This window comes from Qipengyuania flava (assembly GCF_011762005.1).
GTDB lineage: Bacteria > Pseudomonadota > Alphaproteobacteria > Sphingomonadales > Sphingomonadaceae > Qipengyuania > Qipengyuania flava.
Genome location: NZ_JAASQU010000001.1, coordinates 746696 through 766157 on the forward strand (window position 1 = coordinate 746696; position 19462 = coordinate 766157).

General features: G+C 63.3%; 13 protein-coding genes and 1 tRNA gene. 9 read left to right on the forward strand and 5 right to left on the reverse strand.

Annotation, left to right across the window (positions count from 1 at the left end; genetic code table 11):
• Nucleotides 1-19: 19 nt before the first annotated feature.
• Nucleotides 20-2032, reverse strand: coding sequence for a TonB-dependent receptor (locus FHS69_RS03670; protein ID WP_166776578.1), 2013 nt, complete (start codon nt 2030-2032; stop codon nt 20-22).
• 106 nt (nt 2033-2138) lie between these two features.
• Between FHS69_RS03670 and acs the strand changes: the two genes are divergently transcribed.
• The 4 genes from acs (at nt 2139) to FHS69_RS03690 (ending at nt 6693) form a co-directional block, all read left to right on the forward strand.
• Entirely contained in the window at nt 2139-4088 is a 1950-nt protein-coding gene (acs, locus tag FHS69_RS03675; RefSeq protein WP_166776579.1) for an acetate--CoA ligase, read from the forward strand.
• 98 nt (nt 4089-4186) lie between these two features.
• A complete protein-coding gene (locus tag FHS69_RS03680) occupies nt 4187-5386 on the forward strand; it encodes a GGDEF domain-containing protein (protein WP_166776580.1) in 1200 nt (399 codons plus the stop codon).
• A gap of 40 nt (nt 5387-5426) precedes the next feature.
• Nucleotides 5427-5900, forward strand: coding sequence for a low molecular weight protein-tyrosine-phosphatase (locus FHS69_RS03685; RefSeq protein WP_166776581.1), 474 nt, complete (start codon nt 5427-5429; stop codon nt 5898-5900).
• Nucleotides 5887-6693, forward strand: coding sequence for a fructosamine kinase family protein (locus FHS69_RS03690; protein ID WP_166776582.1), 807 nt, complete (start codon nt 5887-5889; stop codon nt 6691-6693). The genes FHS69_RS03685 and FHS69_RS03690 overlap by 14 nt, the downstream gene beginning before the upstream one ends.
• Here FHS69_RS03690 and recG read toward each other — a convergent pair.
• Nucleotides 6690-8753, reverse strand: coding sequence for an ATP-dependent DNA helicase RecG (recG, locus tag FHS69_RS03695; RefSeq protein WP_166777051.1), 2064 nt, complete (start codon nt 8751-8753; stop codon nt 6690-6692). The genes FHS69_RS03690 and recG overlap by 4 nt on opposite strands.
• A gap of 164 nt (nt 8754-8917) precedes the next feature.
• On the opposite strand from recG, the gene FHS69_RS03700 reads away from it, so the two are divergent.
• Both FHS69_RS03700 and mfd read left to right on the forward strand, forming a co-directional pair.
• Complete coding sequence (locus tag FHS69_RS03700) at nt 8918-9196, forward strand: FAD assembly factor SdhE (protein WP_067467256.1); 279 nt, start codon at nt 8918-8920, stop codon at nt 9194-9196.
• A 115-nt stretch (nt 9197-9311) separates the two neighbouring features.
• Nucleotides 9312-12803, forward strand: a complete 3492-nt coding sequence (gene mfd, locus FHS69_RS03705) for a transcription-repair coupling factor (RefSeq protein WP_166776583.1) — start codon at nt 9312-9314, stop codon at nt 12801-12803.
• Here mfd and FHS69_RS03710 read toward each other — a convergent pair.
• A complete protein-coding gene (locus tag FHS69_RS03710) occupies nt 12800-14122 on the reverse strand; it encodes a bifunctional diguanylate cyclase/phosphodiesterase (protein WP_166776584.1) in 1323 nt (440 codons plus the stop codon). The two genes, mfd and FHS69_RS03710, sit on opposite strands and share 4 nt — an antisense overlap.
• 134 nt (nt 14123-14256) lie before the next feature.
• Here FHS69_RS03710 and FHS69_RS03715 point away from each other — a divergent pair, with 134 nt between their 5' ends.
• Nucleotides 14257-15039 (forward strand): NAD kinase, encoded by a 783-nt coding sequence (locus tag FHS69_RS03715; RefSeq protein WP_166776585.1) that lies wholly within the window; start codon nt 14257-14259, stop codon nt 15037-15039.
• 98 nt (nt 15040-15137) lie between these two features.
• Nucleotides 15138-15212, forward strand: a tRNA-Asn gene (locus FHS69_RS03720).
• A 6-nt stretch (nt 15213-15218) separates the two neighbouring features.
• Here FHS69_RS03720 and FHS69_RS03725 read toward each other — a convergent pair.
• Nucleotides 15219-15965 (reverse strand): sulfite exporter TauE/SafE family protein, encoded by a 747-nt coding sequence (locus tag FHS69_RS03725; RefSeq protein ID WP_166776586.1) that lies wholly within the window; start codon nt 15963-15965, stop codon nt 15219-15221.
• 63 nt (nt 15966-16028) lie between these two features.
• On the opposite strand from FHS69_RS03725, the gene FHS69_RS03730 reads away from it, so the two are divergent.
• The gene (locus tag FHS69_RS03730) at nt 16029-16646 is read left to right on the forward strand and encodes a GNAT family N-acetyltransferase (RefSeq protein WP_166776587.1); all 618 of its coding nucleotides are present in this window, start codon (nt 16029-16031) and stop codon (nt 16644-16646) included.
• A gap of 19 nt (nt 16647-16665) precedes the next feature.
• Here the strand turns inward: FHS69_RS03730 and secA are convergent, their stop codons facing one another.
• Nucleotides 16666-19431 (reverse strand): preprotein translocase subunit SecA, encoded by a 2766-nt coding sequence (gene secA / locus FHS69_RS03735; protein WP_067673496.1) that lies wholly within the window; start codon nt 19429-19431, stop codon nt 16666-16668.
• Nucleotides 19432-19462: the final 31 nt, after the last annotated feature.

Sequence of the window (19462 nt, forward strand, 5' to 3'; positions counted from 1 at the left end):
CGCAAACTAGCGATCGGATCTAGAGGCCGACCTTCACCCCGGCCCAGACCGTGCGCGGCACGCCCAGGTCGATCGACCCGCTTTGGTTGCGCGTGACGATTGTCTCGTCGGTGAGGTTTTCGCCGCGCAGCACAAGCGCAATGTCGGGCGTCATCGGCACTTGGACGAAGGCGTCGAGTGTCGTGGCCGCTGGTAGGACATTGCTTTCCAAATCATCCTCGAACTGCGCGCCGACATGGCGCACGGTCGCCGACAGCAGCCAGTCGTCTGCCGGGGTCCATGATAGCGTCGCGCCACCCGTGAACCGCGGCGTCTGCGACGGCCGGTTGCCGTCCAGCGCAACGGCAAAGCCAGATCCTTTTGCTTCGGCATCGGTCCACACTGCCGAGGCATCAAGCGAAAAGGCCCCCAGCGTTGCGCTCACAGATGCTTCCAGTCCCCGCGACTGGATCGCGTCGATATTGCGCCGCTGGCGCAGGTTCTCGGCGATTGTCACATTCGCGACGGCGTTTTTCACGCGGTTGTCGAACGCGGTCAGCGACAGCGCTACAGCGGGGTTCGGGGTCAGTTCGATGCCGGCCTCGAAACCCTCCAGCCGTTCGTTCTCAAGCGCGGCATTGGCTTGAGTAACCACGGGGAAGACCACGAAAGGCCGATAGAGCTCATTGAGCGTGGGTAGGCGCAACCCGGAATAGGCGACCGCACGCAGAGCCACGACATCGTTCGCGCGGTAAAGCACGCCGCCGCGAAACGAAGCGTCCCATCCGGCGCGGTCCGCAAAGCTGTCGGTCGAAAGCAGCTCACCGCTGGCATCCCGTTCGGTATAGAAACCGTCGCGAATGGTCCACCGGTCGAGCCGCGCGCCCAATGTCAGGACAAGGTCCCCCAGCGACCAGTCGTCCTCCACGAACAATCCTAGGTCTGTGTTGGTCCCGCCGGCATTCCGCCGCGCGGTGACGTTGCCCGAGAAAGCACTTATTGCGGTCTCGAAGAGCTCACCTTCGGCGCGGCGAAAATCCATGCCGACCCGCAGGACATGGGCGTCCCCCACGGGCGGTCGCAGTTCGAGCTTGCCGCCCAGCCCGGTAGCCGGCGTATTGCGCTGGTCGAGCACAGGGACGAACCGCGTCGAACTAACCACGACATTGGTGAAATTGCGCGCCTGCAAATAGGCCAGCGCATCGAATTCCCATTCGCCGCGACCAACCAGCCGCAGGCTCGCATCCTGCCCCTCGATGCTGTTGTCGGCTCCCTTGAAGCGCAGCATGCGTTCATCGCGATATGCCAGCCCGCGGACCTGCAATTCGATTTCGTCTGAGACGGGTGCGACGCCGCGGATCTGCGCCGACCAACCGTCGAACGCAGCCCGCGCGCTTAGCGGCACGCGGTCCGCCTCTGGCGTGGTGTAAAAGCCTTTGCCGCGATCCCACCGGCCCGACGCCACGAGAAAGCCGCTGCCCAGCCGTGCACCCGCACTACCCGACAGTTCGGTTTCCCCGCGATCGTTGACCAGGGCCTGACCGGCGAAACCGTCGAGCTGGTCGATTCCCGCGCTTTCCATCTCGATAGTGCCAGCCAGCGCACCCGCGCCGAAGGGCCCCGACCCGCCGCCGCGTGTCACGCGAATCTGCGAAAGCCGCTCGGGCGCGATGGCGCTGAACGGAATATAGCCGAAGAAGGGATCGCTCATCGGTACGCCGTCAAGCAACACCAGTGCGCGACTGGTGGCATTGCCGCCTAGCGCCCGCAGCGTGGCGCCCTGCGCGGAAGCGTTTGCCGATCTGCTGTCCGAGCGGCGGAATTGCTGGAATCCCGCGACCGAAGCCAGCGCATCCTCGATCCGCCCCGAAGGCACCGAGACCAGTTGCTCGCGATCGATGACCTGCTGGTCATAGGCGGGCGTCGCCGGAGTCTCGTCGAGCCCTTCGCCGGTAACCACGATGACCGGCGCTTTGGCTTCCTGTGCGGAAAGCGGGAGTGCGAGGGCGCAAGCAAGGGCCGTCCCGGCCAGCAGGGTGATCGATCTATTCATGGCGGCGGTCCCTATCGCCTACGCTTCGCGATTGCGAGAGCCGACTAAGCGATTGCAGCAGCGTGCCGAATGCCTAGAGTTGCCCGTGGAAGAGGAGACAATCGGCATGACTGAGGCACAGGATCGTTCGGACTGGGTGAAACGGCCCGCAGCGGCGATCGAACGGACCGGCTGCACGCTGGAGCAGTACCAGGCGCTCTATGCGCGCAGCATCGAGGACAGCGAGGCCTTCTGGGCCGGTCAGGCCGAACGGATAGACTGGATGACCCCGCCGACCAGGATCGCCGACTGGTCATTCGATCCGGTAGCGATCAAGTGGTTCGAGGACGGTGTGCTGAACATCTGCCACAATGCGGTCGACCGGCATGTCGCCTCGGGTCGCGGCGATCAACTTGCGTTGATCTTCGAGCCCGATGACCCAGATGGCGAGGTCCGGCGCATCACCTATGCCGAATTGCAGGCCGAGGTTGTCCGCATGGCCAATACGCTGAAGGCGATGGGCGTGCAGAAAGGCGATCGCGTAACCATTTACATGCCGATGGTGCCCGAAGGCGCGTTCGCCATGCTCGCCTGCGCGCGGATCGGCGCGGTGCATTCGGTGATTTTCGGCGGGTTCAGCCCCGAGGCCATCGCCGGTCGGGTCGAAGACTGTCGTAGCGACTGGATCGTGACCGCCGACGAAGGCCTTCGAGGCGGAAAAAGGATTCCGCTGAAAGCCAATGTCGACGCTGCGCTCGAAAAGGTGAGCGCAAAGGCGGTGCTCGTGCTGCGCCATACCGGTGGGAAGGTTGCGATGGCCGATGGCCGCGATCACTGGTATCACGAACTGTCCGCCGATGTCACAGCCGACTGCCCCTGCGAACCGATGCGGGCCGAGGACCCCTTGTTCATTCTCTACACCTCGGGCTCCACCGGCAAGCCCAAGGGCGTGCTGCACACAACCGGCGGTTACGCGGTCTGGACCGAGACCACTTTCCGATATGTCTTCGACTATCGCGAAGGCGAGGTCTTCTGGTGCACTGCCGATATCGGTTGGGTCACCGGACACAGTTACATCGTCTACGGTCCACTGCTCAACGGCGCCTCGGCGGTCATGTTCGAAGGCGTACCGAACCATCCGGACCACGACCGGTTCTGGCAGGTGTGCGAGAAGCACAAGGTCAACATCTTCTATACCGCTCCCACCGCCATTCGCGCGCTGATGCGCGAAGGCACAGCGCACGTCGCCAAGCACGATCTTTCCGCGCTGCGGCTGCTGGGCAGCGTCGGCGAACCGATCAATCCCGAAGCCTGGCGCTGGTATCACGAGAATGTCGGCAAGTCCGAACTGCCGATCGTCGACACCTGGTGGCAGACCGAGACCGGCGGCGTGATGATCACCACCCTTCCGGGCGCGCACGATATGAAGCCCGGGAGCGCAGGGCGCCCCTTCTTCGGCATCTGTCCGCAACTGGTGGATAATGACGGCGAAGTGCTCGACGGTGCGACCGAAGGAAATCTGTGTATCACGCGCAGTTGGCCGGGTCAGGCACGTACCGTCTTTGGCGACCACGACCGCTTCGTGCAGACCTACTTCAGCACTTACAAGGGCAAGTATTTCACCGGCGACGGCTGCCGACGCGACGAGGACGGCTATTACTGGATCACCGGCCGGGTGGACGATGTGATCAATGTGTCCGGCCACCGCATGGGTACCGCGGAAGTGGAAAGCGCGCTGGTGCTGCACCCCAAGGTGTCGGAAGCGGCGGTCGTCGGCTTCCCGCACGACATCAAGGGCCAGGGCATCTATTGCTATGTCACGCTGAATGCCGACGAGGCCGAAGGCGAGGAACTGACCGCAGAACTGCGCACGCATGTACGCACCGAAATCGGCCCGATCGCCACGCCCGACCACCTCCATTTCACCCCCGCCCTGCCGAAGACGCGCAGTGGCAAGATCATGCGGCGAATCCTGCGCAAGATTGCCGAGAACGACTATGGCGCACTCGGCGACACCTCGACGTTGGCCGATCCCGGGGTTGTCGATGCCCTGATCGAAGGACGGCGCAACCGCTGATATCCTCCGATCGGACTTCGGGATTGGCCCAGTGTAGCATTATCGCGAGGTTAACCAGACCGGCCGGATAATTGCCGCATGACAGTGGACCGGCCAATATGTGGGTGATCAGGCAGTTTACCGCGCGCTCATTTCGCTCCGATTGGCGCAGCTATTTCCTGATCGGCTGCGTCATCGTGCTGGCGTTGCTGCTTGCGGGGGCAAGCTGGAGCGCATGGCGCTCCTCGGTCGAACGCGCCGCTGCCGAACAGCGGCAGGACCACACGCTGCAGGTCCTCATAGAAACCGACCGGCTGCGTTCTGCAGCGCTTCAGCAAATTCGCGGTGGCAGGGGCTACCTGCTGACTGGCCGGCAAATGTTCCTCAGGCCGCATATATCGGGGAAACGGCAAGCGGAGATGGCGCATGCCCGACTCGCCAGCCTGTTGGCTGACAATCCCCAACAGGTCCTGCGGGTGAAGGCTCTCGGCACGGACCTCGCTCACCTCCGACTGGTGGTGGACTCGATGGTCGCGCGCGCGAGCGAGGGCAGCCAGGCCGATGCGCTGCAACTCATGCGCAGCGGCAGCGATCGCGATGCTATCGAGGGAATCATGCGTACGCTGGACGACTTGCAGGCCAGCGAACGCGCGGAGCTGGCGCAGCGCACCGCGACGGCAAAGCACCGCGCCATCGCCAACGAACGCTACCAATACCTGCTCGCGGCAATCGGCTTGCTGCTGCTCGCACTGTCGATCGTCACCACCATCTATGTTCGAAGGGCGCTCGAACGCGAGCGTCTGGCTCGCCGCGAAATGCAGCACTTCGCCATGACCGATGCCCTCACCGCGTTGCCCAACCGGCGTTCCTTCATGAAGGAACTCGATCGCGCGATAGAGCGGGCGCAGGCAAAACCAGACCGGACCTTGAGCCTGGCGATCTTCGATATCGACCATTTCAAGCGCATCAACGACCGCTTCGGACACCCGGCGGGCGACGCAGTGATCAAGGACGTCGGCAAACGCGCCAAACAGGCCCTACGCAAGCGCGATCTGGTCGGCCGGATAGGTGGAGAGGAATTCGGCGTAATCCTTCCCAAAGCCAATCTCGCTGCAGCGACTGCGATATGCGAGAGGTTGCGGCAGGCGATCGCGGGCAATCCGGTGGTCCGCGAAGACGCAATCATCGCCTTTACCGCCAGCATCGGGATTGCCGAGTTCCAAGCGGGCGACGAAGCCGACCATTTGCTCACGCGCGCCGATGTCGCGCTGTACGATGCGAAGACTGGCGGACGGAACCAGGTGCGCACGGGCATCTGAAACCTTGCAAAACCGGTCTGGCACAGCCTAGGCCCGAGGCATGGCCAAACCCAGCATTCTGTTCGTCTGCCTCGGCAATATCTGCCGCTCGCCCCTTGCCGAAGCGGCTTTTCGCCAAGCCGCGGCGGAAGCCGGTTTTGCGGCCGAGATCGATAGCGCAGGCACTGCCGATTATCATGTCGGCGAAGCCCCCGACCCTCGCACCATAGCCGAAGCGCAGCGTCGCGGTATCGACGTGTCGGGCTACCGCGGCCGGCAACTCGTGCCGGACGACTTCCATCGGTTCGACTACATCCTCGGAATGGACCGCTCGAACATGGCCAATATCGCGCGCGTCGATCCGGGGGACGGCAAGGCGAAAACCGCGATGCTGCTCGACATCGTACCGGGCCAGAAGGGCCGCGAGGTCGCCGATCCGTGGTTTGGCGAAGAGGATGGCTTTGCCGTGACCTGGCATGAAGTCGACGCGGGCGCGCGCGCATTGCTCGCGGTGCTGCTCGATGAGTACGGCTGAGGCCAAACTCGCCGAATTATGCGGCGCGCAGATCGTCGCGCGCGAACCGTTGGCGGGGGGCGACATATCCGGAGCCAGCCGGATAGCGCTGGCTGATGGAAGGACCGTCATCGCCAAACGCGGCCCGGTGGTGGCCCGTGAAGCGCGCATGCTCGCAGCGATCCGCACGCTCGGAGCCCCGGCCCCGGCGGTAATCGGACAGGCAGACGATTGGCTGGTACTGGAAGATGTCGGCCCTTCGCGGCCCTTCGACGCGCGCGCCTGGGAGGAAATTCCGCAGGCGCTCGAACCGCTGCGTTCGGCCGATCAGGACGAAACCTATGGCTGGCCCGAAGACTACGCTTTGCGCGATGTAACCGTATCCAATACACGCACCACCGACTGGGCCGCCTTCTGGCGCGACAACCGGCTCGTGTGCCACTGCCCCGGTCTCGCACCGGCTCTGGCACGACGGGTCGAAGCGCTGACCGTCAAGCTTGCCGACATCATTCCGGCGAGTCCGCCGGCTGCGCTTGTTCATGGCGATCTTTGGGGAGGAAATGTGGTCTGGAACGGCGAGCGCGCCTCGCTGATCGATCCTTGTGCCTATTACGGTGACCGCGAGGTCGATGTGGCAGCGATGACGGTGTTCGACGCGCCGCCCGAGGCGTTCTTCGATCGTCTCGAGCTGTCGCCCGGCTGGCGCGCACGCCTTCCCGTCTATCGCCTGTGGATGTGGTTGACGCATGTACGCCTGTTCGGCGAAAGTTATCGTCCAGCGGCAGAGGCCGACCTCGATCGTCTGGGTTTCTAGCCCCCGCGCAGGGTCTTCACGCCGAAATCGCGTTCGAACAGATAGAGCAGCACGCGCGCGGCTTCGCCTCGCTTGCCTTCCAGCCCGCCATCACGCTCCATCAGCAAACGCGCATCGTCGTAGGCCTTGGGCAGCAATTCGGTGATCTGTTCGAGCGAAGCGACAGTGAACGGTGTGTCGCCGGACTGGCGCGTGCCCAGCAATTCCCCACCGCCCCGGAGGCGCAAATCCTCTTCTGCAAGCAGGAAACCATCCTGCGTCTGGCGCATCAATTTGAGCCGTTCCTGCGCCGTTTCGGACAGCGTCTCGCCATGCAGCAGGACGCAGAAGGACTTCTGGCTGCCCCGCCCTACCCGGCCGCGAAGCTGGTGCAATTGCGCCAAACCGAACCGCTCCGCCTGTTCGATGACCATCAGCGTGGCATTGGGCACATCGACCCCGACTTCGATCACCGTGGTCGCGACCAGCAATTTTGCGTCTCCGCGCGCGAAACGCTCCATCGCCGCATCCTTGAGTTCGCCCGCGAGCTGCCCATGGACCATCACGACATCGTCGCCGAAGCGCTCGTGCAGTGCCGCGTAGCGCGCTTCGGCAGCGGCGATGTCCTCGGGTCCGTCCATTTCGCGGACCATGGGGCAAACCCAATAGGCTTGCCGGCCCTCGGCGACCTGCGCAGCCAGTCGCTCGACGAGTGCCCCGAGCTTGTCCTGCCCCAACACCACCGTGTCGATAGCCTGCCGCCCGGGCGGCAATTCGTCCAGCTTGCTCACATCGAGTTCGCCATATTGTGCGAGCGTCAGCGTGCGCGGGATCGGGGTAGCCGTCATCGCCAGCACATGCGGCGCGCGCTTACCCTTGCTCGCCAGCATCAGCCGCTGGCCCACACCAAAGCGATGCTGTTCGTCGATCACCACCGTGGCAAGATTGCGGTAAGCGACCTTGTCCTGGAAAATCGCATGAGTGCCGACGACAATGTCGATGCTGCCATCGAGAAGCCCCATCAGCGTCGCTTCGCGCGCCCGGCCCTTGTCACGCCCGGTCAGCAGCGCGACGCGCGCGCCGGTCGGCTCCGCCATGCGACGCAAGCTTTCGAAGTGCTGACGCGCGAGGATTTCGGTTGGCGCCAGCAATGCCGCTTGAGTCCCGGCTTCGACCGCGATCAGCATCGCTTGGAGCGCGACCACGGTCTTGCCCGCCCCGACGTCGCCCTGCAGCAGGCGCAGCATCGGCGCTTCCTGCGCCATGTCGCTTTCGACCTCGGCAATCGAGCGCTTCTGCGCACCGGTAAGCGGGAACGGCAGGTCGAGCCGACTGCGATAGCTGCCGTCGCCCTTGAGCGGCTGCCCCTTGCGTTTGCGATTGTCCGCACGCACCAGCATCAACGCGAGGCTGTTGGCAAGGAGTTCGTCATAGGCCAGCCGATCGCGCGCATCCCGGTGGTCCGCCTTGTGCGCCTGTCCGATCGCTTCGCGCCATGACGGCCAGTCATGCTTTGCGCGCTGGCTTCCCTCGATCCATTCGGGCAATTCGGGTGCCTTGCCCAGTGCCTGCGCAATCAGCCCCGCCAAGCGCGGCTGCGTGAGCCCTTCGGACAGCCGGTAAACCGGCTCGCACAAACGTTGCAACGTGTCGCCGCCTTCCTCCACCACATGGTCGGGATGGACGATCTGCAGCATGTCGCCGAACCGTTCGAGCTTTCCCGCCACCCAGCGCGTTTCGCCTACGGGAAGTTGTTTCTTCGCAGTATAGGACGCGCGTCCAAAATAGGTCAGCGCCAGGACATTGCCGAGTGTGTCCTGTGCCAGCACGCGGTATGGCGCTCGCGGGCTTCGGCCGCCGCGATGCTCGGTGACGGTCAGCCTGATGACGATCTGCTCGCCCTCGCCAACCTCGTCCGCATTGTCCACCGCGCGCCGCGTGACGAACCGCTCGGGCAAATGATAAGCTAGGTCGCGCACCCGTGTGAGGCCGAGCCGATCCAATGGCTTTTTCAGTTTGGGCCCAACGCCGTCGAGTGTCTCCGTCTCGGCAAACAGCGGATTGAGAATGTCCGGGCGCATAGCCATCCCCTAGACCAACGAAAAACGTGCCGTCACCCCTCCACGGGCGGGGGTACGGATAAGCTGTCGATATCGCTCGCAGGGTACGTTTGAACGGTAGAGATTCGCCGGATGAGTGAATGCGCAGGGATGACGAGGCGACGCTTCGGGGCTATGGGGCTTCCATGGTTCAAGCCCTGACACTCGAAGGCCGTAAGCAGCGCGCCAAGTTCCGTGCCTGGCACCGCGGCACGCGCGAAGCCGATTTCATGATCGGCGGTTTCTTCGATCGCTATCACGCCGCTTGGGGCGAAGAGGAGCTGGGCTGGTTCGAAGCCCTGCTCGAGGAAGACGACGTCGATGTCATGGCTTGGGCGCTCAAGACCGCGCCCGTTCCCGCGCGTTTCGAGGGTCCGCTGATCGAGGCGATGCAGCGGCTCGATTACGTGGACATTCCGCGTTGACGACCCGGCGCTAGCGCCTATTTCACCTACACGATTGCCGAACCCCCTTCCCGACCGGGATGGGGGCATCGCTGCGTGTGCCGAACGCAGTGCGCGGACGAACGCTAGGAACATCATGCCCGACCTCTCCACTATTCTCAAAGCCCGCCAGCCGCTCACTCTGGCTCAGGTTGCGCGCGGCGCGCAGCCGCTGGTCATGGCCGACCTCGCGCGGGCCAGCAGCGGCCGTGCGGTATTCATCGCGCCCGACGACGCCGCGATGCGCGGTGTGGTCGATGCGGCAACCTTCTTCGCGCCCGAACTCGAGGTCATCGAATTTCCGGCATGGGATTCACTCCCCTACGATCGTGCCAGTCCCGCATTGTCGATCAGCGCCAAGCGGTTGGCGGCGCTGCACCGCCTGCAAGCGGGCAAGGCCAAGGCGCAGCTGGTCGTCACCACCGCCAATGCCGTGCTCCAGCGCGTGCTCACTCCGTTCCGGATCCGCGAAAGCGTTCGAGAATTCAAACCAGGGGCCGAAATCGGACGCGAGAGCCTCGGCGCATTGCTGCAACGGCAAGGCTATGGCCGCTCCGACACCGTCATCGACAAGGGCGAATATGCCGTGCGCGGCTCGATCGTCGACATCTTTCCCAGCGGCATGGATGAGGCACTGCGGCTCGATTTCTTCGGCGACGAGCTGGAGAGCCTGCGTACTTTCGATCCGAATACGCAAATGAGCACGGGGCGGCTGGATTCGCACCTGCTGCTTCCCGCAAGCGAAGCACTGCTCGATGACGACAGCATCAAGCGCTTCCGCAGCCGCTATCGAGAGATGTTCGGCGCCAATGCCACGCAGGACCCGTTGTACGAAGCGGTCAGCGAAGGGCGCCGTCTGGCGGGCATGGAGCACTGGCTCCCATTGTTCGAGGATAAGCTTGCCACGCTGTTCGATCATCTCGGCAAGGACGATCTGGTGGTGATCGATCAGGGCGCGCTGGCCGCCGCCGACGAGCGCGTGAAGGACATTTCGGACTATCACGACCAGCGCAAGGCGATCACCGGACAGGCGAAGGGCAATTATCGCCCGCTTGCGCCCGATGCGCTCTACCTTTCCGATAGCGAGTTCCGCGAGGCGCTCGCCGCAGCGCCCGCGCACCGCGCGACGGCATTCGACGAGCCCGAAAGCGATGGTGTCGTCGGCTTCGGGTTCCGCTCGGGCCGCGACTTCGCCCCCGAGCGCGCGCGCGGTGACAATGTTTATCCCATTCTCGCAGAGCATCTCGCCAAGCTCGCGAAGGACGGCAAGCGCCCGCTGCTCGCGGCCTATTCGAAAGGCAGCCGCTCGCGCATCGCCTCGATCCTCGAAGAAGCCGGTACGCCGGTTCAACTGGCCGAAACGTGGCAGGAAGCGCTCGGACTGTCGGCCAAGGGCAAGCCCGCGGCGATGATCCTGCCGGTCGAGGCCAGTTTCGCCAATAACGAGATGGAACTGCTGACCGAGCAGGACATCCTCGGTGACCGCCTTGTCCGCCGCAAGAAGAAGCGCAAGGATGCCGACGCCTTTCTTGCCGAGTTGCAGGCACTCAGCGTGGGCGACCTGATCGTGCATACCGAGCACGGGATCGGCAAATACCTCGGGCTCGAACCTATTCCGGTGGGCAAGTCGAAGCACGATTGCGTCCAGCTCGAATACAAGGGCGGCGACAAGCTGTTTATCCCGGTCGAAAATATCGATGTCCTCAGCCGTTACGGCAGCAGCGAAGAGGCGGTGATGCTCGACCGGCTGGGCGGTGAAGCCTGGCAGAAGCGGCGCGCGCGGCTGAAGGAGCGGATCCGTGAGATTGCGGGCGAACTGATGCAGGTCGCGGCGCAGCGTGCGCTCAAGAAGGCGCCCGTGCTCGAAGTCGAAGACGGCTCATACAATCAGTTCCTCGATCGCTTCCCATGGGAAGAAACCGATGATCAGGAGCGCGCGATCGAAGACCTCCTGCGCGATCTGGAAAGCGGCAAGCCAATGGATCGGCTGGTCTGCGGCGATGTCGGCTTCGGCAAGACGGAAGTCGCGCTGCGCGCCGCCTTCGTCGCGGCTATGAACGGCCAGCAGGTTGCAGTGGTCGCGCCAACCACCCTGCTTGCGCGCCAGCATTTCGAGAATTTCTCGCATCGCTTCAAGGGCTTTCCACTCAAAGTTGGGCGGCTATCGAGACTGGTATCGGCCAAGGAGATGAAAGAGACGCGCGAGGGGCTCGAAAGCGGCCAGGTCGATATCGTCGTTGGAACGCATGCGATCCTGTCGAAACAGACCAAGTTCAAGGAACTGGGTCTTGTCATCGTCGACGAGGAACAGCGCTTTGGCGTCACGCATAAGGAGAAGCTAAAGCAGCTTCGCGCAGACGTGCACATGTTGACGCTCACCGCTACGCCCATCCCGCGTACGCTGCAGATGGCCATGACTGGCCTGCGCGAACTGTCGACCATCCAGACCCCGCCCGTCGACCGGTTGGCGGTGCGCACCTATGTCATGGAATGGGACGACATGGTTATGCGCGAGGCGCTGCTGCGCGAACACCATCGCGGGGGGCAAAGTTTCATCGTTGTCCCGCGCATCTCCGATATGGAACAGATTTCCGACTGGCTGCACGAGAACGTGCCCGAGGTGAAGTTCGTTGCTGCCCATGGCCAGATGAGCGCTGGCGAAATCGAGGAGCGCATGAGCGCCTTCTACGAGGGCAAGTATGAGGTTCTTCTCGCGACGACGATCGTCGAAAGCGGGCTCGATTTGCCGAGCGCAAACACGATTATCATCCACCGCGCCGACATCTTTGGCCTTGCACAACTCTACCAGCTTCGCGGGCGTGTGGGGCGCTCGAAACTGCGCGCCTATGCCTATCTCACCTATGGCGCGGACACCCAACTTTCCGAGGTGGCGGAAAAGCGGCTCAAGGTCCTTGGCGATCTCGACAGTCTCGGTGCGGGCTTCCAGCTCGCCAGCCATGATCTCGACATTCGCGGCGCAGGCAATCTGCTGGGCGACGAACAGTCGGGCCACATCCGCGAGGTCGGGTTCGAGCTCTACCAGTCGATGCTCGAGGATGCGATACTCGCCGCCAAGGCCGGCGACATGGGGCTGGAGGCGAAGCCCGAACGCGTGAGCCCGCAGATTACCGTGGATGCACCGATCATGATCCCCGAAGACTACGTGCCCGATCTCGCGGTCCGCATGGCCCTGTACCGCCGTCTCAACGATGCGGCAGACAAGGCCGAGATCGAGGCGCTGGCGGCCGAGATGATCGATCGCTTCGGCGACCTGCCCGCCGCTACGGCCAACCTCGTCCGGCTTATCGAGATCAAACATCAGGCGATCGAAGCGAACATCGCGAAGATCGATGTCGGCGCACAGGGTACGCTGGTCACCTTCCACCAGGACGATTTCCCAGATCCGGCGGGGCTGCTGGCCTATGTCGACCGGCTCAAGGGCACTGCGAAGCTGCGCCCCGACATGAAGCTCGTCATCAGTCGTGCTTGGGGTTCGCCCGAAAGCCGGATAAATGGATTGTTCCAGCTTACCAAGGGCTTGTCAGGCGTAGTTCGCAAGTCGCGCAAAAACGCCAAAGCGGCGGCCTAGACCTTCGCCAGCGTGAGGAAGAACTCGGCGTTAACCGGCTTGGCGCGCAGGAAACCCTGATAGTAGCGGCAGCCGATGTCGCGCATCAGATCGCGCTGCGCCTCTTCTTCGACGCCCTCGACCAGCACCTCCAGTTCGAGCGCCCGTGCCATGGCGATGATGGCCCGCAACACTGCTTGGTCGCGCTCATCCTCGAGCACTCCATCCAGCATCGAACGATCGAGCTTGAGGTAGTCGATCGGCAGGATCTTGAGGTAGCGGAAGTTGCAAAAGCCCGCGCCGAAATCGTCGAGCGCGATCGACACGCCGAACAGCTTCAACTGGTCGAGCACGCGGCTGACCCGGTCGAGATCTGCCAGCAGCACCTGTTCGACGATCTCCAGCGTGACTCGCGCCAGCGGGAAGCCGATCCGATCCGCCGTCTGCGCGAAATCGATCGCGAAATTCTCCACCCCGAGATCGGCCGGCGTGATGTTGAGCGAAAGCTGGAGGTGTTCGGGCCAGTGGCGCGCATGCTCGAGCGCGCGAGTGATGATATGCCGCGACAGATGCGCGACGTGATCGGCGCGTTCGGCAATCTGGAACAGCGGCCCTCCGCCGATCCGTCCGACCTCGGGGTGATCCCAGCGCGCCAATGCCTCGGCGCCGATCAGGCGGTCGTCTTCGAGCGAATACTGCGGCTGAAACAAGATCTCGATCTCGTTGCGATCGATCGCGTTGAGCAGGTCCGCTTCGAGCTGATGGTTCGAATGGCCAGCGCGCGCGACTTCGCCGGTCGACCAGTCGATCCTGCGGCGGTTGTTCTCGCGCATACGTTCGGCAAGATTGGAAAGCCGGTCGAGCACGCTGTCGGGATCGTCGTCCGCAGTCATCCGGACCAGAGCAATCCGCGGCCATAGCCGCAATGTCGGCCCACCCTCCGGATTGGGGATCGGCAGCGCGATAGCATCCGCGAGCGCTTCGGCCAGCCATTGCCAGCGCTCGCGGCTGCAGGGTTCACGCGCAACCAGCAGGAAGTTGCCCCCATTCAGCCGCGCGGCGATCCAGGCCCCGTTCGACTCAAGCTCGTCGGCGGCGAAATGTTTGATCCTTTGCGCCACTTCGACCAGCGCGCCATCCCCCGCCAATTCGCCAAAGGCAACGTTGACAGTGTCGATACGACCAAGGGTAATCAGCATTGCATGAACCGGGCACGCAATCGTGTCTGCAGGCCAGTCGGCCTGCCACTGCCCGATAGTCGCTCGCGCTGTGGAGAGGTCCGCAAGTCCGGTAAGCGCATCGCGCCGGTCGACGATCGGTTCCTGGGGCAAAGTGGCCATGCGAGCGTCCTTATCGTGACACCGGTCTTGGGTTATCAGTATTTCGAGTGTGTTGCCAAATGGGACGGGCGTCCATAGGTAGCGCGCCGTAGCCGGCGGGCATGACCTGCCCGCAAGGGGAGGATCACGGAAAGATGTCCGAGTTCAACCGCCTGGCCCTGCTGGTCTCGGATGCTCCGCGCGCGCAGGAAGCGGCAGCGGACGAATTCCGCGCGGTGGCCGACTGGGTTCCGTTGGAAGAGGCCGATGCCGTTGTCGTACTCGGCGGCGACGGCTTCATGTTGCAGACGCTGCACGCTATGCTCGATCGCGGTCGGATCATCCCGGCTTACGGACTGAACCTTGGCACCGTCGGCTTCCTGATGAATCGCAACCGCAATCCCGAAACCTTGCTCAAGCGGATCGCGAAGGCCAAGCCGCACCATATCGCTCCCTTGCGCATGGAAGCCGAAACGCAGATCGGCAAGACCCACACGTTCTGCGCGATCAACGAGGTGAGCCTGCTGCGTGAAACGCGCCAGACCGCAAAGCTCGAAGTCACCGTCGACGACAAGGTACGCATCCCAGAACTGGTGTGCGACGGCGTTCTGGTGGCGACACCTGCCGGATCGACCGCTTACAATCTCTCGGCGGATGGCCCGATCTTGCCGCTCGATTCCAACCTGCTCGCGCTGACCCCGATCAGCCCGTTCCGTCCGCGCCGCTGGCACGGCGCGATCCTTCCCGATCGCAGCCGGATCGGGCTGCGCGTGCTCGAACACGAGAAGCGTCCCGTCTCGGTGGTGGCCGACCAGCGCGAATTGCGCGACGTCGCTTCGGTAAAGCTCGAGATCGCCCGCGATAGCGAGCTGACTCTGCTGTTCGATCCCGGCCACGCACTCGACGAGCGCATCGTTGCCGAGCAATTCGTAGTCTGAATCGGGCCCGTTCCGGGGACAGTGCATTTTTCTGCCAAATACCCGCTTGCCAAACCGGAATCGCCCCCATATAGGCGCACCCCTGCCCAGCGGGCTGCTCCCCGATAGCTCAGCGGTAGAGTAGGTGACTGTTAATCACTTGGTCGTTGGTTCGAATCCAACTCGGGGAGCCACTTTTCTCACAAATTCAACAACAAGCGTCCGCCGACGAAGGCGGTAAGCGCGCCCGTGCCCCAGCGGATCCAGCGTTGCGGCAGATAGCGTAGCGCGAGCAGGCTGCCGATCTGCCCGCCAATCGCAACCGCGATCAGGAGCGGCAATCCGAGATCAACTGCCGCGGCGAACCTGCCTTCCCCGCCCTTGAGCACTTGCCCCGCCAGCCCGAACAGCGAATTCACGAGGATGAACAGGCTGGCGGTCGCAGCGATCGCGCGGGCGCTGTCCCAGCGCACCAGGTGCAGCAAGGGGGCAAGAAATATCCCGCCACCGATTCCGACCAAGCCCGAGATATAGCCGAGCGGCAATGCTGCAAGCGGCGCATATCGCGCAACGCGTCCGCGTTCACCTTCGCCTTCGGGCCTCTTCGCGACGGGCAACATCATGGTCAGCGCGGTAAAGAGCAAGCTGGTGCCCAACAGCGCGACAAAGCCCTGTTCGGCGATCGGGGTCAGCCCACCGAGGAAAGCTGCCGGCGCGGCGATTGCCGTCAGCAGCAGCGCGCGACCCCAGGGTGTGACGCGCGCACGCGCAAACCGCACCGTGCTGCCCGCGACGACCACTAGGTTGCACGCTAGCGAGAGCAACGGCAGCACGCGGTAGTCGACCTCGGCCAGTGCGAGCAGCGCGGTATAGGTCGAGCCACCGCCGAAGCCGACGCTGGCGTACAGCAGCGCGGTGACCAGGAAGGCGATAGCGAGTGGAACCATTCCCCCCGCCTAGACCGCTCTCGGTTCCCGGGCTAGCGTCCGGTCCTGCAGCGGGGGAGCCGAATGCGCGACACTGACATTGCATTGCCCCAAGAGATGTACCGCGCGGGCCCTCGGCAGGCGCGCAAGCTTGGCGCGATTACCGCCGATGCCTTTCGTCACGATCCATTCAATCTCTGGCTGTTCGGGAACTTTGCCGGCATCGAGAACCTGTTCCAGCTCCAAGCGAAGCGGATCTACGCGCTCCGCGGCTTCTGCTACACTGCGGGAAACGAGGGTGCGTGCATGTGGATGCTGCCCGGCGGCGACAATAGCTTCGGTCTGGCGGACTACGCGGCATTCCTCGCGCCCACTTTGCTGCGTTGCGGCCCGCGCGCGGTAACGCGGGGAATTCGCACCGGCGAGCTGATGGAACGCAGGCACCCTCGCTTCCAGCATGCCTATCTGTTCAGCATCGGCGTCGGCGCGACGTCGCGCGGAACCGGGCTCGGGCGGCGTTTGATCCGGCCCGTGCTCGACGCCTGCGACCGACACGACGTGCCCGCCTATCTCGAGAATTCGAATCCCGCGAACACGGGTTTCTACGCAACCTGCGGGTTCGAGCCGCACGGCGAACCGATCTATCCCGGAGTAGGCAGCCCGCCGCTGGTACCGATGGTGCGCCGGCCCCGCGGAAAGTAACCGCGGAGCCGGCCATCACTCAGGCATTCACACCGCCGCTGATCGCGCCGTGGCAATGCTTGTACTTGTTGCCCGAACCGCAGGGGCAAGGTGCGTTGCGGCTGATATCCATCCCCGCATAGGGGTTCTCGCTCACCGCCCCGCCGGGGCCTACCGCTGCGCGCGAGCTACCTGCCAGCGCGCCGAACAACGCAGGACGCTCGGAAGAACCGTCGCCATCGTTCGAATTGTCGAGCCCGGTAAGCGGGTCGATATGGCCGGTGAGGAAATCGGGCAATTCGGGAAGGTCGACCGGCGGTAGTGGCGCGGGTTCGACCAGCTCGAGCCGGATCAGCTTGTTGGTCACCGTTTCGCGCAGCTTGTCGAGCATGGTTTCGAACAGGCTGAAGGCCTCCTGCTTGTATTCGTTGAGCGGTTGCTTCTGCGCATGCGCACGCAGACCCACCACCTGGCGAAGCGCGTCGAGCGTAGCGAGGTGATCCTTCCACTGCCCGTCCAACTCCTGCAACAGCACGCTCTTCTCGATCCGACGCCACAACGCCGGGTCTGCCGCAGCGATCTTGTTGTCCATGATGCGGTCGGCCTCTTCGACCAGCCGCTCCTCGATGATCTCGGGCTCGACCTGGTCTTCCTCGACCCATTCCTCGATGGGCGCATCGAACGCGAGAACATCATCGACCCGCGTCTTGAGGCCCTCAATGTCCCACTGCTCGGGATAGGATCCCGGCGGACAAGCTTCGCTGACTAGCGAGTTGATCGCATCGTGGCGCATCGCGACGACCACGTCGTCGACCGCTTCGCTGTCCATGATTTCCGCGCGTTGCTCGTAGATGACCTTGCGCTGGTCGTTCATCACGTCGTCGTACTGAACGACCTGCTTGCGGATCTCGTAATTGCGCGCCTCGACCTTCTTTTGCGCGGTCTCGATGGCCTTCGACAGCCATTTCGAACCGATCGCCTCGCCATCTTCGAGATTCGAATTCATCATCTTCGAGAACAGCGTGTCGGGGCCGAAAATGCGCAGCAAATCGTCTTCGAGGCAAAGGTAGAAGCGGCTGAGCCCCGGATCGCCCTGACGGCCCGAACGGCCGCGCAACTGGTTATCGATCCGGCGGCTTTCGTGGCGTTCGGTGCCGAGCACGAAAAGCCCGCCCGCGTCCAGCACCTTCTGGCGTTCGGCAGCGACTTCGGCCTTGATCCGCTCGATCTCGAGGTCCTTCGCAGCGCCGTCTTCCATGCCGGCAAGCTCGTCTTCGATGCGGAAGTCCGCGTTGCCGCCCAACTGGATGTCGGTGCCGCGCCCCGCCATGTTGGTGGCAATGGTCACCGCGCCGATACGGCCCGCCTGCGCCACGATATGCGCCTCGCGCTCGTGCTGGCGAGCGTTGAGGACCTCGTGCTCGACGCCTTCCTGCTTGAGGAATTCGCTGAGCATTTCCGACTTCTCGATGGTCACCGTACCCACCAGCACCGGCTGACCAATCGCGTTCTTCTCGGCGATAGCCTTGGCGATCGCTTTGAACTTGTCCTGCGTGTTCTTGTAGAACTCGTCATCCTCGTCGATGCGCGCGACGGGGACATTGGTCGGGATCTCGACCACATTCATCTTGTAGATGTCCCAGAATTCCGCCGCTTCGGTGGCGGCGGTGCCGGTCATGCCCGACAGTTTGGGATACATGCGGAAATAGTTCTGGAAAGTGATCGAGGCGAGCGTCTGGTTCTCGGGCTCGATCTTCACGCCTTCCTTGGCCTCGACCGCCTGGTGCAGACCGTTCGACCAGCGGCGACCTTCCATCATGCGACCGGTGAATTCATCGATGATGACGACCTTGTCGTCCTTCACGATGTAATCGGTGTCGCGCTTGAACATATGGACCGCGCGCAGCGCCTGATCGAGATGGTGCACGACCTGCGTATTCTCGACGTCGTAGAGGTTCTCGGTCTCGAGAATACCCTTCTCTATCAGCAGCTTCTCGACTTCCTCGGTGCCTTCCTCGGTCAGCTGGATGCTGCGCTGCTTCTCGTCCTTTTCGTACCAGTCGTCGGGGAAGGTCTTCACCACCTCGTCGATCGCAATGTAAAGGTCCGACTTGTCCTCGGTCGGGCCGGAGATGATCAACGGCGTACGGGCCTCGTCGATCAGGATCGAATCGACTTCGTCGACGATCGCGAAATTGAATGGGCGCTGCACCATCTGCCCACGCTCATGCTTCATGTTGTCGCGCAGGTAATCGAAGCCGAGTTCGTTGTTGGTCGAATAGGTGATATCCGAATTGTAGGCTTCACGCCGCTCGGGCTCGCTGAGATTGGGCACGATCACGCCCACGGTCAGGCCGAGGAAGCGATGCAGGCGCCCCATCCATTCGGCGTCACGTGCGGCAAGGTAATCGTTCACCGTCACCACATGGACGCCCTTGCCCTCGATCGCATTGAGGTAGGTGGCCAGCGTAGCGACCAGCGTCTTGCCCTCGCCCGTCCGCATCTCGGAAATCTCGCCGCGATGCAGCACGATCCCGCCCACCATCTGGACATCGAAATGGCGCATGCCGAGCACGCGGACCGACGCTTCACGAACGGTGGCGAATGCTTCGGGCAGGATATCGTCGAGCGTCTTGCCGTCGGCCAGTTGCCCGCGGAACTTGTCGGTTTGTGCTGCCAGTTCCTCGTCGCTCAACGCCTGCAGTTGCGGCTCGAGCGCATTGATCTGGTCGACGATCTTGCCGATCGATTTCACGTAGCGGTCGTTCGACGAACCGAACATGGTTTTCATGAGCGTATTGAACATAAGAGGGGCCTTCGAGCCTTCCGGAATGGGT

What these genes read in the sequence shown, in the direction of transcription:
- FHS69_RS03725 (WP_166776586.1), bottom strand. Translation starts at nt 15,965, where the DNA reads ATGGTTCCACTCGCTATCGCCTTCCTGGTCACCGCGCTGCTGTACGCC.
- acs (WP_166776579.1), top strand. Translation starts at nt 2,139, where the DNA reads ATGACTGAGGCACAGGATCGTTCGGACTGGGTGAAACGGCCCGCAGCG.
- FHS69_RS03690 (WP_166776582.1), top strand. Translation starts at nt 5,887, where the DNA reads ATGAGTACGGCTGAGGCCAAACTCGCCGAATTATGCGGCGCGCAGATC.
- FHS69_RS03670 (WP_166776578.1), bottom strand. Translation starts at nt 2,032, where the DNA reads ATGAATAGATCGATCACCCTGCTGGCCGGGACGGCCCTTGCTTGCGCC.
- FHS69_RS03685 (WP_166776581.1), top strand. Translation starts at nt 5,427, where the DNA reads ATGGCCAAACCCAGCATTCTGTTCGTCTGCCTCGGCAATATCTGCCGC.
- recG (WP_166777051.1), bottom strand. Translation starts at nt 8,753, where the DNA reads ATGCGCCCGGACATTCTCAATCCGCTGTTTGCCGAGACGGAGACACTC.
- FHS69_RS03700 (WP_067467256.1), top strand. Translation starts at nt 8,918, where the DNA reads ATGGTTCAAGCCCTGACACTCGAAGGCCGTAAGCAGCGCGCCAAGTTC.
- FHS69_RS03730 (WP_166776587.1), top strand. Translation starts at nt 16,029, where the DNA reads ATGCGCGACACTGACATTGCATTGCCCCAAGAGATGTACCGCGCGGGC.
- mfd (WP_166776583.1), top strand. Translation starts at nt 9,312, where the DNA reads ATGCCCGACCTCTCCACTATTCTCAAAGCCCGCCAGCCGCTCACTCTG.
- FHS69_RS03715 (WP_166776585.1), top strand. Translation starts at nt 14,257, where the DNA reads ATGTCCGAGTTCAACCGCCTGGCCCTGCTGGTCTCGGATGCTCCGCGC.
- FHS69_RS03710 (WP_166776584.1), bottom strand. Translation starts at nt 14,122, where the DNA reads ATGGCCACTTTGCCCCAGGAACCGATCGTCGACCGGCGCGATGCGCTT.
- secA (WP_067673496.1), bottom strand. Translation starts at nt 19,431, where the DNA reads ATGTTCAATACGCTCATGAAAACCATGTTCGGTTCGTCGAACGACCGC.
- FHS69_RS03680 (WP_166776580.1), top strand. Translation starts at nt 4,187, where the DNA reads ATGTGGGTGATCAGGCAGTTTACCGCGCGCTCATTTCGCTCCGATTGG.